Below are 15876 nucleotides of genomic sequence, written 5' to 3'. Positions count from 1 at the left end.
CGTTTATAAGTCAATGCTATGTCGGTAACTATTTAAATTTATTTATGTTAAAATAACGATAACACGTTAAAAAGGAGATAGAGATTATGGATATCACCGCTAAAATTGCCGCACGAATTATGGAACTCTGCAAAGAAAAAGGCCTTACGATTAATAAATTAGCTGATTTATCGGGTCTAACTCAATCTACCCTTGATAGCATCGTGAACGGAAAAAGCCGTAATCCCCAAGTCGTTACGATTTATAAAATTTGTGAGGGTCTCAATATATCGTTAGCTGAATTTTTTACAGATACTGAACCTTCCATCACAACCTGTGCGGAAAGCGAACTTGATTATCTACCGGACCCCGTCAAAGAAGAGCTGGATATCATCAAAGACTATGTGCTCCATAAACACGGGATAAAAAATCATAAATAAATGTAGTCCGTTATAATCACCGATAAATTTTCAAAGCATCCCTACTAAATTTCTTCATCTTTTATTCTCACTATGATGGCTCCATGATATAATGATATAATAATTTAATAATAATCGCGTACCTATACCTATAATTCAAAACTCGCTATTCCTTATTAAAATTGCATCACTCTAACTGAGTAAATAAGTACTCTCCCCTATTTCTATCGTGTAATTTTTACTTTTCGCGAAAATAATTTTCGTATAAATATATAATACACGCAATTTATTTTCGTGTCAATATGGAATATTATATTTAGGAGTGTTTTTTATGGCAACATTTGCTGATCGTCTTAAGTTATTACGAAACAACAAAAAACTTACACAAAAAGAAATTGCAAAAATACTGAATATAAATGAACGCTCTTATCAAAACTATGAAATAAATGCCTCAACACCAAATTTTAAACTGCTTCTTTTTATAGCTGATTATTTTGACGTATCCATTGATTATCTTGTAGGTAAAAGTGAAATTAAAGAACGAAGATAGAATTATCCTTTTATATTTTTCGTCGAGTTATACCATGCTATAATAATTTAATACCGCTCTTTAAAGTGAATCCTATTCAACTACAAAGGAATGCAAAAAAATAAACTGTACAAAAAAGACGATATACATTAGGCTTGTGAGTACCTAATGTATATCGTCTTTTCATCTCTTGGAAAATTCACGCACAAACACATAGAATGACGTGAACCCGACTACTAAAAAACAGTCGTTTTTTTTAATTATAAAGATTATTATGCTTAGTGTTCTGTCTCTGATAATTATAATATCTGATTACAGCCATTTTTCAGGATGATTCAATGTGTTCTTTAATTCTTCTAAAAATACCTTTATATGATAGCCATCAATCGCAGCATGATTAACGGTAATAGATAAAGGCATCGTAGTTTCACCATCTTTTTCCGTAAAGCCTCCTGATTCAAAAATTGGTGCATAATAGTTGTTAGCATTTTGCAAATGCATAGATAAACTATTGAAACTAAACCATGGAATAGAAGCTATAATATAATTATTAGATGCCGCTTTTACGGACATAATACCATGACTTTTTTGATAATGTTCCATATCTGCAACACAATTTTTATAAAAAATTCTGAAATCTTCATTATATTCGGTACAAATAAATGTGATTGTTTTATCATCATGAAGCACTGGATAATACGGCGTCAAATAGTCCCAATACCCTAATACACCATCTTGAAGTGCCATCCGAAATTCCTGTTGTTTTCCTATAGATCGTGTTATTAGATAAAGATATGTAGGGAAAAATTTAATTTTTTTACTTTTCAATATATGTCTAAGTATTGTAACATCCAACGTTACCGTAATAGAATATGTAGTCGTTGTAACCATTTCCGTAAAATAATTATATGTTTGCGCTCTTGGCCATGTTTCCATATCAATGGCGTGAAACTCTGCCTTCATATTGGTATTGATACCTCCTATCTATACCAATTTCCATGTCTAAATTTATCAAAAAATAATTAATTTTTATACAAGTATAAACCTTGCATCCTATGATTTCAAGTAAAAAGCAGAAAAATACAACTTACATACAAGCGGATAAAAAGAACAGATTACCTTTGTTTACTATGTATATACTTACTATCGATAATTATTGCTGCTACTATACTGTTTACCTGTCAGTAAAAAAGCTAATTCAAATAATTTTCAAATTTTATTCAAATACCTTCCAAATCATATTCAAATTTTAAAGATATATTATTATGCGTAGAGAAGGTATATGATTTTATTTATCTTCCGCAAAAAGTTTAAGGTGGCGTTAATTATGAAAAGTTTAGCAAAAAAAATCACCTTACTTACGCTTATAGCTGTAATTCAAGTTGGTTTTGTAGCTGGTATTACAGAAGCTTCTCCATTTCATGCAGATAATAGTCCAGCCCAAGTTCAATTTTATGATAGGGGGTCAGGTGGACCTGATGGACCACCGCCTCCTGCCGGGCCTGATGGTCCGCCTCCACCTCCTCCAATTCCTCCTGATGGGCCTGATGGGCCACCGCCGCCTCCTCCGCATCATCATCACCATCATCATCAGTGGGATAATTGATACTGTTGTGCCAAATTCGGTGTATATAACCAAGTGCATCCGCTGCTTTCGCTATAGATTCTAATCTGACAACTTACACTTTATAAAAATTGAATCTAACTAATAAAATATTATGACATACGGAGCTTGAAAACAGTATATAGGCACACAAAAAGGAACAGCCATGGAAAAACTCTTTTTCCATGGCTGTTTCTTTTTAGTATTTTTTTCTTTATGTGTTTCTATTAAAAACACACGGTAAGTTCTCTAATTGAAGTTATTTCAGAAGCATTGGGCTCTGAAACAAACGCTTCCACACCATTTTTCAAAATCAACAGATTTTCTTTCATTCTCTCTGAGAGTAAAATTTCTTTCGTAGAAAATGATATCTGTCCCGCTTCGATTGTTAAAATACGTATAGAAGGAAAATCCATTACGGCACAACATTGGCAGAAATTCCACTGTTCTTTTTTTCTAATGTCATTTACATGAGTATGTCCATTAAGATAGAATCCCTTTCCTTTTTTTTGTGATAATATCGACCACATATCGATAGCTGGGTCAATAGAATACATATCACGATTCGAAAATTTAGTTGTGTCTACAAGCGGATGATGAGCAAAAATGATAACCGGTTTCGTTCTGGATTGATGAATAATTTTTTCTAACCATAATAGCTGCTGATCATCAAGGCTGCCGCCATAGTTATCAGGCGATAATTCTCTTGCCGTGGCTAGTCTTACATAAATAGCACCATCTTTTTCCATAAAATCATATGGTTTCTGCTTTGTAAAATCTTGTACAGCATCATATCCCATTTGATATAGGTCATGATTGCCAATTACATGAACAAAATTCGAATCATACTGCCTTATGAATTGATAAACTTCTTTGTATTCATCAGCTTTCCCAAAATTAGTTAAATCACCTAAAGCAATATGAAAATCTACCTGTTCTGAAAAAAACTGATTCAAAAAATAAGGAAAGAACTCATCTCTTGCTTGTAATATTTTTTGTTCTATCGGTTTTGTCACACCATTTTTACTAGGATAATGTAAATCCCCAATCAAAGCTATTTTCATTTTATCTTTCCCTCCAAATTTATATTCTATATAACTTTAACGATCATATCGACTTGTCATCGTTTCTGGATAGCCTAAATTAAGCCGACTATCCGGGTCGAATAAATGCAGTTCTGTCTGCATTGGTCGTATATATTTTTCCCCTCCAACAGTCCAATTTTTTCGTTCACTCAAAGCTACAACTTCATGATTATTAAGTTGTAGATAAACACCATAATCTTTTCCTTGCGTTTCAATGTAATTCACAACTCCAACCAAACTATTGTCCATATAACTTACGCTTATTTCCAAATGCTCCGGACGAATACCAAAGAGTATTGTCTTTTTTGTATAATTTTTTAGAAAATCGACCCACTGCTGATCCAATTGATATTCCTGATTTCCAAAATACATTTTTCCATTTTCATATCTTGCCTCAATAACACTCATCGGAGGTGAACCAATAAACTGAGCAGTAAATACGTTAGCCGGCCTATTATAAATATGTTCAGGCGTATCAAACATCTGAATTTCACCTTCATTAATAAGGACAATTTTTTGTCCCAAGGTCATTGCCTCAATCTGATCGTGCGTTACATAAATGAACGTCTGTCCAAATTTCTCATGAATATTTAATAAATGTTTTCGTGCCGACACCCGAAGCTTTGCATCTAAATTAGATAATGGTTCATCCAGTAGTAAATATTCACATTTTTTTACGATAGCTCTAGCCAAAGCCACCCTTTGACGCTGTCCGCCTGATAATTCATGGGGTTTTCGGTTCTCATATCCCTTTAACTCTACAATATCCAGGGCAAGATCTACACGATTTTCAATCTCAGTCAAAGGAACTTTATTTGCTTTTAGCCCATATGTAATATTTTGAAGAACCGTCATATGAGGGTACAACGCATAGTTTTGAAAGACCATCGCTATATTCCGTTTACCACTAGGAACATCGTTTACAACTTGACCATCCAGGCGAATTTCACCTTCTGTTACAAATTCAAAACCCGCAATCATTCTCAATATTGTTGATTTCCCGCAACCGGACGGACCCAATAAAATCAGTCGTTCTCCTGGTTCTACACGAAAATTCATATTAGGAATAATCTCTATATCCTTGTATTTCTTTCTTACATTATCAAATACGATTTCTTTTCCCATAATTTCTCCTTTATTTTATACCTGACGAAGTAAATGTCCCTATGATTTGACGTTGGAAAATCAAATATAACAGCAATGGTATAATCATGGTAACAACCGACATAGCCATTATCAGGGCAAAATTTGATCCCTTTTCTTCGCTAACAAATAATTGTAAAGCCAACGGCAATGTATAGTTTTCTTTCGTTTTCAAGATTAATTGCGGCCAAACATATTCATTCCAGGCACCAATGAATAGCCAAATTCCAGTAGAGATGATTTGTGGTTTCAAAAGTGGTAATACAATATCTTTCATAATCTTAAAATGACCAATATCATCTAGTTTTACCGCATCAATAATGGCGATCGGTATCGTTTTCATTGTTTGATGCAATAAAAATATTCCGGATCCAGTTACCAGTTGAGGCAGTATAACGCCCATCAAAGTATCGTTTAGATTCATAGCTGAAACCGTCAAATAATTTGGAATCATCGTAGCTGTAAAAGGAACAAACATTGAAAGTAAAAATAAAAAATACAATACTTTACTGCCTCGCACTGGAATAAAAACTAACGCATAAGCCGCACAAAATGCAGTTATTAATTTTACCATTGTTATAATCGCAGCAACCGTAAACGTATTCGTAATAATATGAACCAAGGGGATTTTATCAAACAAAGCCAAATAATTATCCACTACAGGCTCGACTGGAAATAATCTAAGAATAGCAGCGAACGCCGCTGCATTCGTTTTAAACGAATTAGCTATAGCAAACAATATAGGGTAAAGCAAAATGAGCACGGTTATTATAAAAGCAACGTGCCATAATAACTGCACTAATTTATTCGTTTTCATAATGAACCCTGCTTTCTACAAACTTAAACAAAATTACAATGAAAATTGCAAATAGTATAATAGTAACCATTGATATTGCGGCCGAATTCCCTGAATTGAACACCACAAAAGCTTCATGATATGATAAGTAAAGCAAATTAGAACTGCCATCATTCGGACCGCCTTTGGTTAAAACGCTGATAGGCGTATAAATATATTGAAGCCCCATCACAGTAGTTATAACAAATATATAGAGCCCTGTGGCGCTGCTCATTGGCATAACAATATCTTTAAATACCTTGTATAAAGGAACATTGTCTAACTTCGCTGCTTCAATAACATCAGGAGCTATACCACTTACTGCTGCATATAAAATAATGAAATTATAGCCAAATACCCGCCAAGACGTAATCAGGCTAATTACAACAATGGCCAGTCCTTCCGTAATATTCCAAACAGGTAATGTTATAGAAAAATTTCGTAGCAGGAGTGCCACTGGTCCAGAAAGTGGATTCAATATCCACATAAATATCATGGAGCCAACCACCAATGAAATAAAAGCCGGCATAAAGATTGCGATCTTATAAAATTCTTTAAATCTTTCAAAAACAAAGTGACAAACAAACGCAAATATATACGGAATAGCACAATTAACGATTGCTAAAATCAGAATATATAGAAAGGTGTTCTTTAATACTTTATAAAATACTGGATTCATAAATAGATCAATATAATTTTTCAGACCTACAAACTCTTTATCGGGACGAATCATATTCCAATCGAAAAAACTAAGATATAACGTGTACATTAATGGTAAAAAAAGAAATATAAAAATTAAAACGATTGAAGGCAGCAGTAAGAGTCACGACTTCATAAAATCCTTTTTTTCGGCAATATTCATTATAAGCGCTCTCCATAAAACTGGTTTAATTGATCATATAATACTGAAATATCTTTCATAATTACATCGGGATTTTCTATTAGTTCTACAGGATACATCTGGTGATGCGACAGCCACACTGTCTTAAACCCAACTTCTTGTGCCCCCACAATGTCTGTATACGGGTTGTCGCCAATCATCATACATTGTATTGGCAAAAGATTAAAGGTATCTATAATATACTGAAAGGCAAATGGATTTGGTTTTCCTGCATACTCGATCTTTTGAATATTGGCAGCTTTTTTAATCGCATAATACAATGAACCCGTTTCTGGAAAAACTTTAAAGTTTTGACCTGGACGATTAAAATCCATATTTGCCGCAATCAATTTTGCACCACGTTGAAGATGCTGTACACTTTGGAATATTTTTTCATAGTTAAATTGTGAATCCAAACCAACTACAACAAAGTCACAATCGGCCTGCGTTCCCAATGCAACAACTTGGTGTCCACATTTTGCTAAAGATTCTTCCAATGCAGCTGTCCCCACGACAGCTGCACGTATAAAACCATAGCGATTATACAGATAAAACCCAACCAAATCCAATGCAGTAATAATATCTGCAGGTACTGAGGGAATTCCCATAGTATTCAGTTTCTCCGAAATATATGCAGCGGAATCAGCGGAATTGTTAGTCAAAAACAAAACCCTTTTATTTTTTAACTGTAAAAGAGCTATACACTCTTTTGCTCCATCATACAAATCATCACCTGCATATATACATCCATCTAAATCAAAAATAAAACAAGATACATTCTCATAAGCTGTGCTCATTGCTCCACCCCAAATTATTCAACCAAAGTTTTTTACATCCTACAGATAATCCAACTCCTCCTGATGCAATTGCTTCTTCAGCCTCTGCTGGGGTTTTTATCAAGCCCCCCAAAATAAGCGGGACATCAACCCGACTGGTTACATCTTTTATCACGCGCGGCATTAATGCGGGCATCATTTCTACAGCATCCGGTTGGATGGACTTTATGCTTGCAATACCAGACTCCAAGGCTTGTGTATCAATCATAAATAACTGTAAGACAGAAATGAGTCCCATCTTTTTAATAATTGGAATAAGACTCTTTTTCGTCGTTACAATCCCATCAAGCTTTACCATATGCGCCAAATATTTTACCCCTTCTTTATCTTTTGCAAGCCCTTTCATTAAATCAAGGTGAATAAAAATATGTTTATTCTGTTTTTTTGTTTCTTCCACACAATGAATTAAGCTCAAAATATCGCCTTCCATCAAAAATATCACTTCACAATCCGATGATAAGGCTTCCTTCATATCATTTACCGAACGGACAGCTGCTATAATAGGGAATGTTTTTAACTTTCCAAGAATCTGTTTTATAAAGCATCACCTCAAAAAAATATTTTAAATTTTAGAAACTTATTTACTAATCAATACATTAATTTCATCTTGAGTTTTTTTAAGTCCCTCTGATACGGTTACAGTTCCACCTAACACTTTATCCCGAAGATCTATAAGAATCTGCTCTGCCTGTAACCCTTTACTTCCCGGGAAAGCCACCCATGAATCAATATATTTCGAAGAATCATATGCTACTTTAATAAATGGATCTTCTGTAACTAATTTTTTTACGGTTTCATTCTCAATTGCATCAGCTGTCGGTGGAATATAACCAGTGTCATTGAGCCAAATACCAATATTATCTGGTTGATATAAATATTTGAGAAATTCCCAGGCTGCTTTCTGTTGTGCTTCTGTTTGAGCTGTGATTGCTAACAAATTCCCCCCTGCAGGAACACTATAACTTGCTTGTTTACCATCCCATCCTGGTGCTGGTATTGCTGTTATGTTAGCTTTCGTTCCGTCTTTAATCATCCTACTGTAAGCTACTGTATTGAAATGCATCCCCACATCGCCTTGTATAAAACTTTGTACCCCTTGCTTTCCATCGATATGTAAAGCACTTTTATCCTTAAGTATCATGTCAGCCATTAATTGATAAGCCTCAATTCCTTCAGCAGATGCAAATGCGGCTTTCCCATCTTGAATATATTTCGTCCCATTACTTTCTAATAATTGTTGAATTTCCCAAGTATATGCATTTTCGGCAATATATAAACCATATTTTCCACTCGTGTCTTTTATTTTCTTGGATGCATCTCGTATAGCCGTCCAAGTAGTAAGGGTTTGTGGGTCTACTCCTGCCTGTTGAAGAATATCCAAATTTAGATATAGAATAGGCGTACTTAATCCATAAGGTAAACCAACCTGTTGATTTTTCTGATTCATCGCCAATGCTCTTACAGGTTTGGTAAATTTATTTTCAAACCATTGTTTGTCATCCGGAAAGTATTTATTGATTAATTCTTCTGGTTGAATATATTTGAAATTATTCCCAAAGTATTCTTTATAAGCCCAGCCTACCTGAACAATAGCCGGAGCTTTGCCTGCAGCAGCCTCTGCCTGTAAATTTTGCATCAAACCTTTATAAGTGTCTGGTATAAAACGACCTACCACTTCAATTTTATCCTGAGATGCGTTAAACGCCTTAATCATTTGATCATTGGCTCGACCACCAAGAGAATCCCCATTAATATGCCAATATTCAATTACAACTTTATCCTTATTGCTATTTGCTTCCTTTTTTTCTCCAGATTGCCCACAACCTCCTATAAACGTAGTGAGAGATAGCACCGTCATGGCAATTACCAAGGCTTTTAATTTTTTCATAAATAAATCCTCCTCATTGATTTAGTAAATGTTCCAAGTAACGTAAAATTAAATATATGTCCTGCTATCCCCGATTCCCTGCCCCCTCCTTTGCACAAAAAAAAGAGTCCTCTTATAACACAGAACAATAGTAGTAAAATAAATTGAAATTTATTTTACTAAAAAAAACGTTCCATGTATTTAGGATCTCTTTAATCTCTACCTAAACATGAAATTTTTGTACAATCGCATTTGGATTGTCATTTATTTAGAAAATTTATTAAATCAGTTAACATAATCTGTTAGCTCTAATTTTTAAAAATCTCCCTTACTAAATTATGTTTTTATTGTAAGCTATCCAATCTCACGATACAACTCTTATTACGTTATTTTTATGTTATCTTTCTGTTATATTTCTTTCTGTTATGTTCATATAAAATTCTTTTTTTGCTCGTTGTTCTGATAAATAACATCCTATTCCCAAACTACAGATTTCGTAAAATACTTTCAATACATAAAGCGTATGAGCCGAAAGCGCTTACCGCCTGCATGCAATAAAACAACCAAACATAAAAATATACAGCCATGAAAAATTTTTCATTTCCATGGCTGTGCGTTTCTTCTTATTATTTGTCAGTGGCTAAACTCTGCCTAAAACCCTGCATCATAATGTCATACGCAATATTCAAATATTCATGCAGATTAAGCAGCCCCGACGAGCCTATGATAAAGCACTCCATGCCGGCATCCAAGATACTGCCGGAACGTTGTGGACAATCTTTGCACCCACTATCTAAAACAGCAAAAAAAAGTACGCGAATTTTTGAGGGTTTAATACCGCTTAGATTCGTGTACTCTTTTTTAGCGAGAAATATTCTCTCACTGAAATCAATCAAAAAAAATGCTTAATGCGACAGCTCCATCAATATCATAAAAAGGTGCTACAGTCTTTGTTCTGTAAGCACCTTTTTGATTTCTCTTAGTATTGCATGTTGTAATATGGGGGTGATTCCCTGAATATATGAAAATAAACTAAACTTATCGCACTACTCATTATTAATAGATTCAATAACGTATTTTCCTCTAAATAAATCTGATATTTGGATACTATAATCATGTCTTATATAAAAATTTATCTTCAAAGGAAAAGCTAAACGTGTAACTTGACACTTATGTTTTATATACCTTCTTAATTCGATCTTTATTTACCCCGAAAATGAACTAGAATTTCGCAAGAAATACCCCAACAATTTGTGGTTTATATTTAAAGTTATTTACACTCGTGTCATAAGGAGTAACCCAGTCACATTTTAGATTTGCTTGAAAGTTTTTAGTAATTATATAATCGTAAGATACTCCCCATCCCTTAACACCATATGTATTGTTAGACGTAGTTAAACCGCCCATCAACATATTATTAATCGCGTCTTTACCAAAGGCTTGATAATGAACGCCAATTGAATAAGTACCAGGTTTATTACTATTGGTTTCCTTATAAAATAGTCCTGTATAAAAACCATTCCCTTCTTTCGGCGCTACTGACGTTGCATGAGAAGCTCTATTGCTTATTACTTCTGTCTTAAGGGTATAATCCGGCGCAATTTTAACTTTAGCACCAACAGCCAATATATTCCAAGGGAGAGAATTATTACTTGTATTTGTTTTTTGGTTATCACTAATTAGATAATCTGCTGTAACAGTTATTTTCGGATTAAATTTATAGACTAAATCAAGCCCCTTTATATTTTGCGCATCAGTCTTAGTATTTGTAGTGGTAGTCATTTGGACATACCCCTGCAGTGCTTGGGAAATATCATATGCTAAAAATCTTCCGGTAAATTTATTGTCGCTATACTTGAGCGTAAATCCATCCCAAGACGTACAATCTGATATCGCACCAGTCGTACCAAGAAACATTGACGAACGACCTACTGTAGCCGACCAATTAGGATCCATCTGATAAACAAGTTCTGCTTGATCCATTTGAGTTTCCCCTGAAGAAGAACCATTGGAGCCGCTAGTCGAACCGTAATTAGTCCTGTTAGAAACAAACTGCGAACCAATCCTAGCATTGACCGTCCATCGTTCATCAAGCTGTGCAGTCATACCAATACGGAAACGATCTTGACTCACGCTCGTGCTCTTCCCCCCCTTATTGGTGCCTGTACCACCAAGATTGCTGTAAAAGCGATAACGAATATCGCCTCCAATCTTTACAATGGGATAATTCTTTTCTTTTTTAGTTACACTCATGTTAATATCTTTGATTTCAGGATCAAATTCCATTTTGAGCGAGTTAATAATTATTTTTTGCGCATCATTAGCCTTGTCCATATTTTGCATAGCTTTTGCTACAAGAACAGCACATTCGTATCGTGACATTAGTTTATTACTTTCAGGTGATTCATCAAGATTGATATCAATCACCTTTGCCTTCGCAAGATCTCGAATTGCTGTATAAGCCCAATGATTGGCTGGCACATCATCAAGAGAAGAAGCTGCCAAAGCTGTACCGATTAAACTTATTAATAATACCAACACTACAACAAATAATAAAATTTTTCTCATTTTTTGTCCTCCTAATATCTTTCGTATTTTTACTCAGGAAAATTATCATGGAAATTTATTAAAAACTAAAATAAGTATTATAAATGACAATATCATTGTTTTTTGATTTCTCGTCTTCAGTTAGTTATCATTTAGTTCGTTTAACAACTAACGGTCCCTTGATGACATCCCTTATCTTTGCTGCGGGTAAATTGTTTTCAATTAACTGACACATGACTTTCATGTACGGATGGATATGGCGAAAATACTTTTGGTAGCCTGCGCATAAGTAATTAAGCCCTATCTTACCATCTGGTGTCATAGCAAAACGATGCTTCGGACATTCACCATGGCAAGCAAACTCTACCTCACACGTTTGACAATATCGAGGCACTGCCCCTTTATTTTTGCTAAATTGGCATTGCTTTTCGGAATCAACCATTGTATAGGGGTCCGATGTCAAAATACTGCCTAAATAAAATTCCGGATATACATAATGATCACAGGAAAAAATTCCCCCATCATGCTCTAGAATGACTGATTCACCACACTGCTCGGCAAACACACAAACCGTTGCAGGCAATCCAAGCCATGCCTCCAGCGCCCATTCAAAATTCATTACATGAATAGATCCGACATCATTTTTTACCCATTCATCAAAAATAGTTATTAAGAAATCTCCATATACTTCTGGTTCCACCGACCATGCTGTAACTTCCGTTTTTTCATCTAGATTAAGCGACGCTGGTGTCGCAAGCCTGAGACCTAATTTTTTTGCGACTTCATCCGGTCGTCGCTCCACAATAGGAATAAACTGTATAAAACCAACACCAATTTCCTTAAAAAATTGATAAATCTCTAAAGGTTTATACGCCGACTCTTTCGTCACACAACTCAGTACATTTACAGGAATTCCGTATTTTTGTAATAAAGCAAGACCCTGCATAACTTTGTCAAATGTCGGCTGACCAGGGCAGGTTAAACGGTAACGATTATGGATGTTTTCTGGCCCGTCCAAACTTAACCCGACAAAGAAATCATTCGTTTTTAAAAATCTACCCCATTGATCATCAAGCAACGTACCATTCGTCTGCAGTGAATTTATAATTTTCTTTCCACTGGAATATTTTTGTTGCAATTCTACTACCCTTTGAAAAAATTCCAATCCTAAAAGTGTCGGTTCACCACCCTGCCAGACAAATGACACTTCAGGTACAGGCTGGGCACTAATATATTTATGGATATAAGTTTCCATGACATCATCCGACATACGAAAGTTTTTTTTGGAGGCATACATTGCCGCCTTTTCCGTATAAAAGCAATATTTACAATTCAAGTTGCAAAGCGGTCCAACCGGTTTTGCCAATATATGGATTCCTTTAGTACGGCTCACATTCTCATCACCTTATACTTTATTGCTTCTTTTGCGTCTCATCATCTCGACTTAGCGAATAATGTTATTAGCTTTTAATCATTTAACAACTCGTACAACACATAATCATACTTGCCTTCAAAAGCAAACTCGCCTTTATTTTTGTAACTGGAGCTAACGGGAGAATGGCTGTCTCGTCCAACACTAAGTCCTTCAAGGGAAAGCCATTCAGTATTTGGTATCACCTTTTCACCAACTACTTTACCATTGATATAGATCTGAGCAATTCCTTTATTCTTACCTGTTTTCGCAAGCTGAAATTTAAGAACAGTAGAACCCAAAGGAATTTTTTCTGTTGATACAACCCGGGTTATATTGCCAAGACAATTCAATTCATATATCAATTGATTATTTTTTACGTAGAGCGTATAGCCTGCAAACTCATCCCCCTGAGCCACTAGAACCCCCTCTTGTGATTCTTTGCTCCGATTAATCGGCACAGTAATTGTATAAGACCTGTTAACTAATTTCGGGACAGCACCATTTTCTATGACTCCCATACCTGGTAAATATTTATAAGTATTACGATTATTAACCGCATCCGTTTTACCTGGTTTCACGGGTTTTAATGCTGCACCGTATTTTTCTGCTTCAGTAGTCCACAAAGCTTTCATTTCATTCAGTTTATCCGGATATACTTTCGCTAAATCATGGTTTTCAGAATAATCTTCGCTCAGATTATATAGTTCCCAATTTGGTTCTGTAGTCCTTTTCGCGAGCAGCCATGCATCACGTTCACTGCTGATAGCCTTCCAGCCATCTTGCGTTATCGAACGATTACCGCCTCCAGCTTGTAAATTCAATCTACCTTTGATCAAATCATAATGGACGGCATGTTCGGTTGGAGCAGCCCCATTATCAAATGTATTAGCAAAACTTACACCATGCATCGGCATTTGATCTATACCTTGGAAAACCTTAGGAGTCTCAATATTCATCACATTGAGTACGGTCGGCGTAATATCCGTAACATATACTGCTTGGTCACGCACTTCTCCTTTTTCTTTAATTCCCGCAGGCCAATGAATAATCAACGGTTCACGCGTACCTCCACCATAAACCGCACCCTTGAACCCTTTAAAGGGTGTATTACTAACCATAGCCCAGCCTCTTGGATAAAAAGCTTCAAAGTCCGGTCCACCTATATCGTTTATTTTTTTTAGATACTCAGCCACATGGGATTGACCATTTGACCGAGACAATTTCAATTCATAATCAGATCCTTCATTACCGCCATAACCAGTAGCCCCATTATCGGAGATCAAGACAATCATAGTATTGTCAAATTGACCAATGGCTTTGAGATAATCCGTTAAGCGACCAATCTGATTATCGGTGTAAGTTAAGTAGCCCGCAAATACTTGTTCAAAACGGGTACATACTTTCTTTTCATTTGGCAACAAATTATCCCATGGTTTCACATTTGGATCACGTGCCGTCAGTTCTGCGTTAGCAGGAATAATCCCCAGTTTTTTCTGTCGGTTAAAACGTTCCTCACGTATCTCATCCCAGCCTTTGTCATATACTCCATTGTACATATCAATAAATTTCTTAGGTGCCTGTAGTGGAGAATGGGTAGCAGAGAAGGCTACATACAAAAAGAACGGTTTATCTGGTGTAACCGAAACCTGATCTGTTACAAACTGTTCGGCCATATCTACAAGATTTGCTGTAAGTTGATACCCTTTTTTATTTGGTGTCGAAATAAAATGATTGTCATAGGTTAGTTGAGGATCATTCTGATCGGTTTCTCCATTCAAATATCCATAGAAACGTTCAAATCCTTTAGCTAGCGGCCAGTAATCAAACGGACCTGCAGGCGTAATCTGATGGGTAGGTGCAACATGCCACTTTCCAACTGCCAAAGTACTATAACCACTAGTTTTAAGAATTTGCGCTACTGTTGCAGCTCTATCGGTAATACGCCCGCGTATACTTGGAACGGTTTCGCCAAAATCGATATCAGCTAAATTCCCCATACCAACGGCATTATTATCTCTTCCGGTTAATAGGGATGCCCGCGTAGGCGAACAGACAGGACAAGTAGTAAAATTATTATAACGTAATCCATTCGCTGCTAGTTTATCAATATTTGGTGTTTTTATTTCTGATCCATAAGTGCCTAAATCAGAAAATCCCATGTCATCCAATACGATATATATTACATTGGTCTTAGTTTGCTGAGTTTTCTGACCTTTTTGAGTATTAAAATTTGGCTGAATAATTGGTTTATTATCATTAGTTGCTGCCGTAGCTGGAGCCATCATGTTTACGGAAGTCGCAAAAACCATACCTACTAGTGTTAACTGTCTTACAAGTCTTTTTTTCACTTTACCCTTCATCTTTCCACCCCTTATAACTGATACTACTGTCCTCCAAGTCAACCATCCTGAACATCGCTTCGATCATAAAAAAACATTAACAATACGGTCTGTTTGAACTGAGTCACAATTTTATACAATTTGATTCATCAAATAATATAAAATAAATCTTGTATTATACAGGGCTCAAATATTTAGCATTATTGTAACAGTCTATTTATTCTCAATATTCTTATAATTAACTTTTAAATTTTTCGATGATTCCTATTCACAATTATGTACCTCCAGAACAATTCACTGATAAACATTTCCCTCCCATTCTTATAAATTCATAAATTTTAAAAATAGTAAGTTTAATTCTTTCCTTCATAACTTATACGTATAAGTTATGAAGGAAATT

The 15876-nt window shown here is 35.3% G+C and carries 15 protein-coding genes; 2 read left to right on the top strand and 13 right to left on the bottom strand.

The genetic code is table 11. The features are described from left to right. The first annotated feature begins 86 nt into the window (after nt 1-86). Together BMY14_RS15910 and BMY14_RS15905 are read left to right on the top strand one after the other, a co-directional pair. Nucleotides 87-419: a helix-turn-helix domain-containing protein gene (locus BMY14_RS15910; protein WP_091833953.1), complete on the top strand. Its 333-nt coding sequence runs from the start codon at nt 87-89 to the stop codon at nt 417-419. A 310-nt stretch (nt 420-729) separates the two neighbouring features. Next, the gene (locus tag BMY14_RS15905) at nt 730-948 is read left to right on the top strand and encodes a helix-turn-helix domain-containing protein (protein WP_091833950.1); all 219 of its coding nucleotides are present in this window, start codon (nt 730-732) and stop codon (nt 946-948) included. A gap of 291 nt (nt 949-1239) precedes the next feature. Here BMY14_RS15905 and BMY14_RS15900 read toward each other — a convergent pair whose 3' ends face one another. From BMY14_RS15900 to BMY14_RS15840, 13 genes are all read right to left on the bottom strand, one after another. After that, on the bottom strand, nt 1240-1890 hold the full coding sequence (locus BMY14_RS15900) for a CatA-like O-acetyltransferase (protein WP_091833947.1): 651 nt from the start codon (nt 1888-1890) through the stop codon (nt 1240-1242). A gap of 437 nt (nt 1891-2327) precedes the next feature. Beyond that, a complete protein-coding gene (locus BMY14_RS20660) occupies nt 2328-2483 on the bottom strand; it encodes a hypothetical protein (protein WP_177177624.1) in 156 nt (51 codons plus the stop codon). Between the two features lie 274 nt (nt 2484-2757). Further along, a complete protein-coding gene (locus BMY14_RS15890; RefSeq protein ID WP_091833941.1) occupies nt 2758-3594 on the bottom strand; it encodes a metallophosphoesterase family protein in 837 nt (278 codons plus the stop codon). A 36-nt stretch (nt 3595-3630) separates the two neighbouring features. Next, a complete protein-coding gene (locus tag BMY14_RS15885) occupies nt 3631-4740 on the bottom strand; it encodes an ABC transporter ATP-binding protein (protein WP_091833939.1) in 1110 nt (369 codons plus the stop codon). Between the two features lie 10 nt (nt 4741-4750). Next, nucleotides 4751-5575, bottom strand: coding sequence for a carbohydrate ABC transporter permease (locus BMY14_RS15880; protein WP_091833937.1), 825 nt, complete (start codon nt 5573-5575; stop codon nt 4751-4753). Beyond that, entirely contained in the window at nt 5562-6362 is an 801-nt protein-coding gene (locus tag BMY14_RS15875; RefSeq protein ID WP_218144922.1) for a carbohydrate ABC transporter permease, read from the bottom strand. Before BMY14_RS15875 ends, BMY14_RS15880 begins: the two co-directional genes overlap by 14 nt. A gap of 92 nt (nt 6363-6454) precedes the next feature. After that, nucleotides 6455-7270, bottom strand: coding sequence for an HAD-IIA family hydrolase (locus tag BMY14_RS15870; protein WP_091833934.1), 816 nt, complete (start codon nt 7268-7270; stop codon nt 6455-6457). Next, on the bottom strand, nt 7254-7808 hold the full coding sequence (locus BMY14_RS15865; RefSeq protein ID WP_281246463.1) for a glycerol-3-phosphate responsive antiterminator: 555 nt from the start codon (nt 7806-7808) through the stop codon (nt 7254-7256). The genes BMY14_RS15870 and BMY14_RS15865 overlap by 17 nt, the downstream gene beginning before the upstream one ends. Nucleotides 7809-7886: 78 nt before the next feature. Beyond that, entirely contained in the window at nt 7887-9197 is a 1311-nt protein-coding gene (locus tag BMY14_RS15860) for an ABC transporter substrate-binding protein (protein WP_091833929.1), read from the bottom strand. A gap of 605 nt (nt 9198-9802) precedes the next feature. Further along, entirely contained in the window at nt 9803-10072 is a 270-nt protein-coding gene (locus BMY14_RS20655) for a beta/alpha barrel domain-containing protein (protein WP_091833926.1), read from the bottom strand. 325 nt (nt 10073-10397) lie between these two features. Further along, complete coding sequence (locus BMY14_RS15850) at nt 10398-11744, bottom strand: hypothetical protein (RefSeq protein ID WP_091833923.1); 1347 nt, start codon at nt 11742-11744, stop codon at nt 10398-10400. Between the two features lie 127 nt (nt 11745-11871). After that, nucleotides 11872-13116, bottom strand: a complete 1245-nt coding sequence (locus BMY14_RS15845) for an anaerobic sulfatase maturase (protein ID WP_091833920.1) — start codon at nt 13114-13116, stop codon at nt 11872-11874. Nucleotides 13117-13190: 74 nt separating this feature from the next. After that, on the bottom strand, nt 13191-15497 hold the full coding sequence (locus BMY14_RS15840) for an arylsulfatase (protein ID WP_091833918.1): 2307 nt from the start codon (nt 15495-15497) through the stop codon (nt 13191-13193). Between the last annotated feature and the right edge of the window lie 379 nt (nt 15498-15876).

This window comes from Propionispira arboris (genome assembly GCF_900109225.1).
GTDB classification, from domain to species: domain Bacteria; phylum Bacillota; class Negativicutes; order Selenomonadales; family Selenomonadaceae; genus Propionispira; species Propionispira arboris.
The sequence above is the reverse complement of the archived record's forward strand: the minus strand, read 5'-3'. Positions and strand labels throughout refer to the sequence as shown.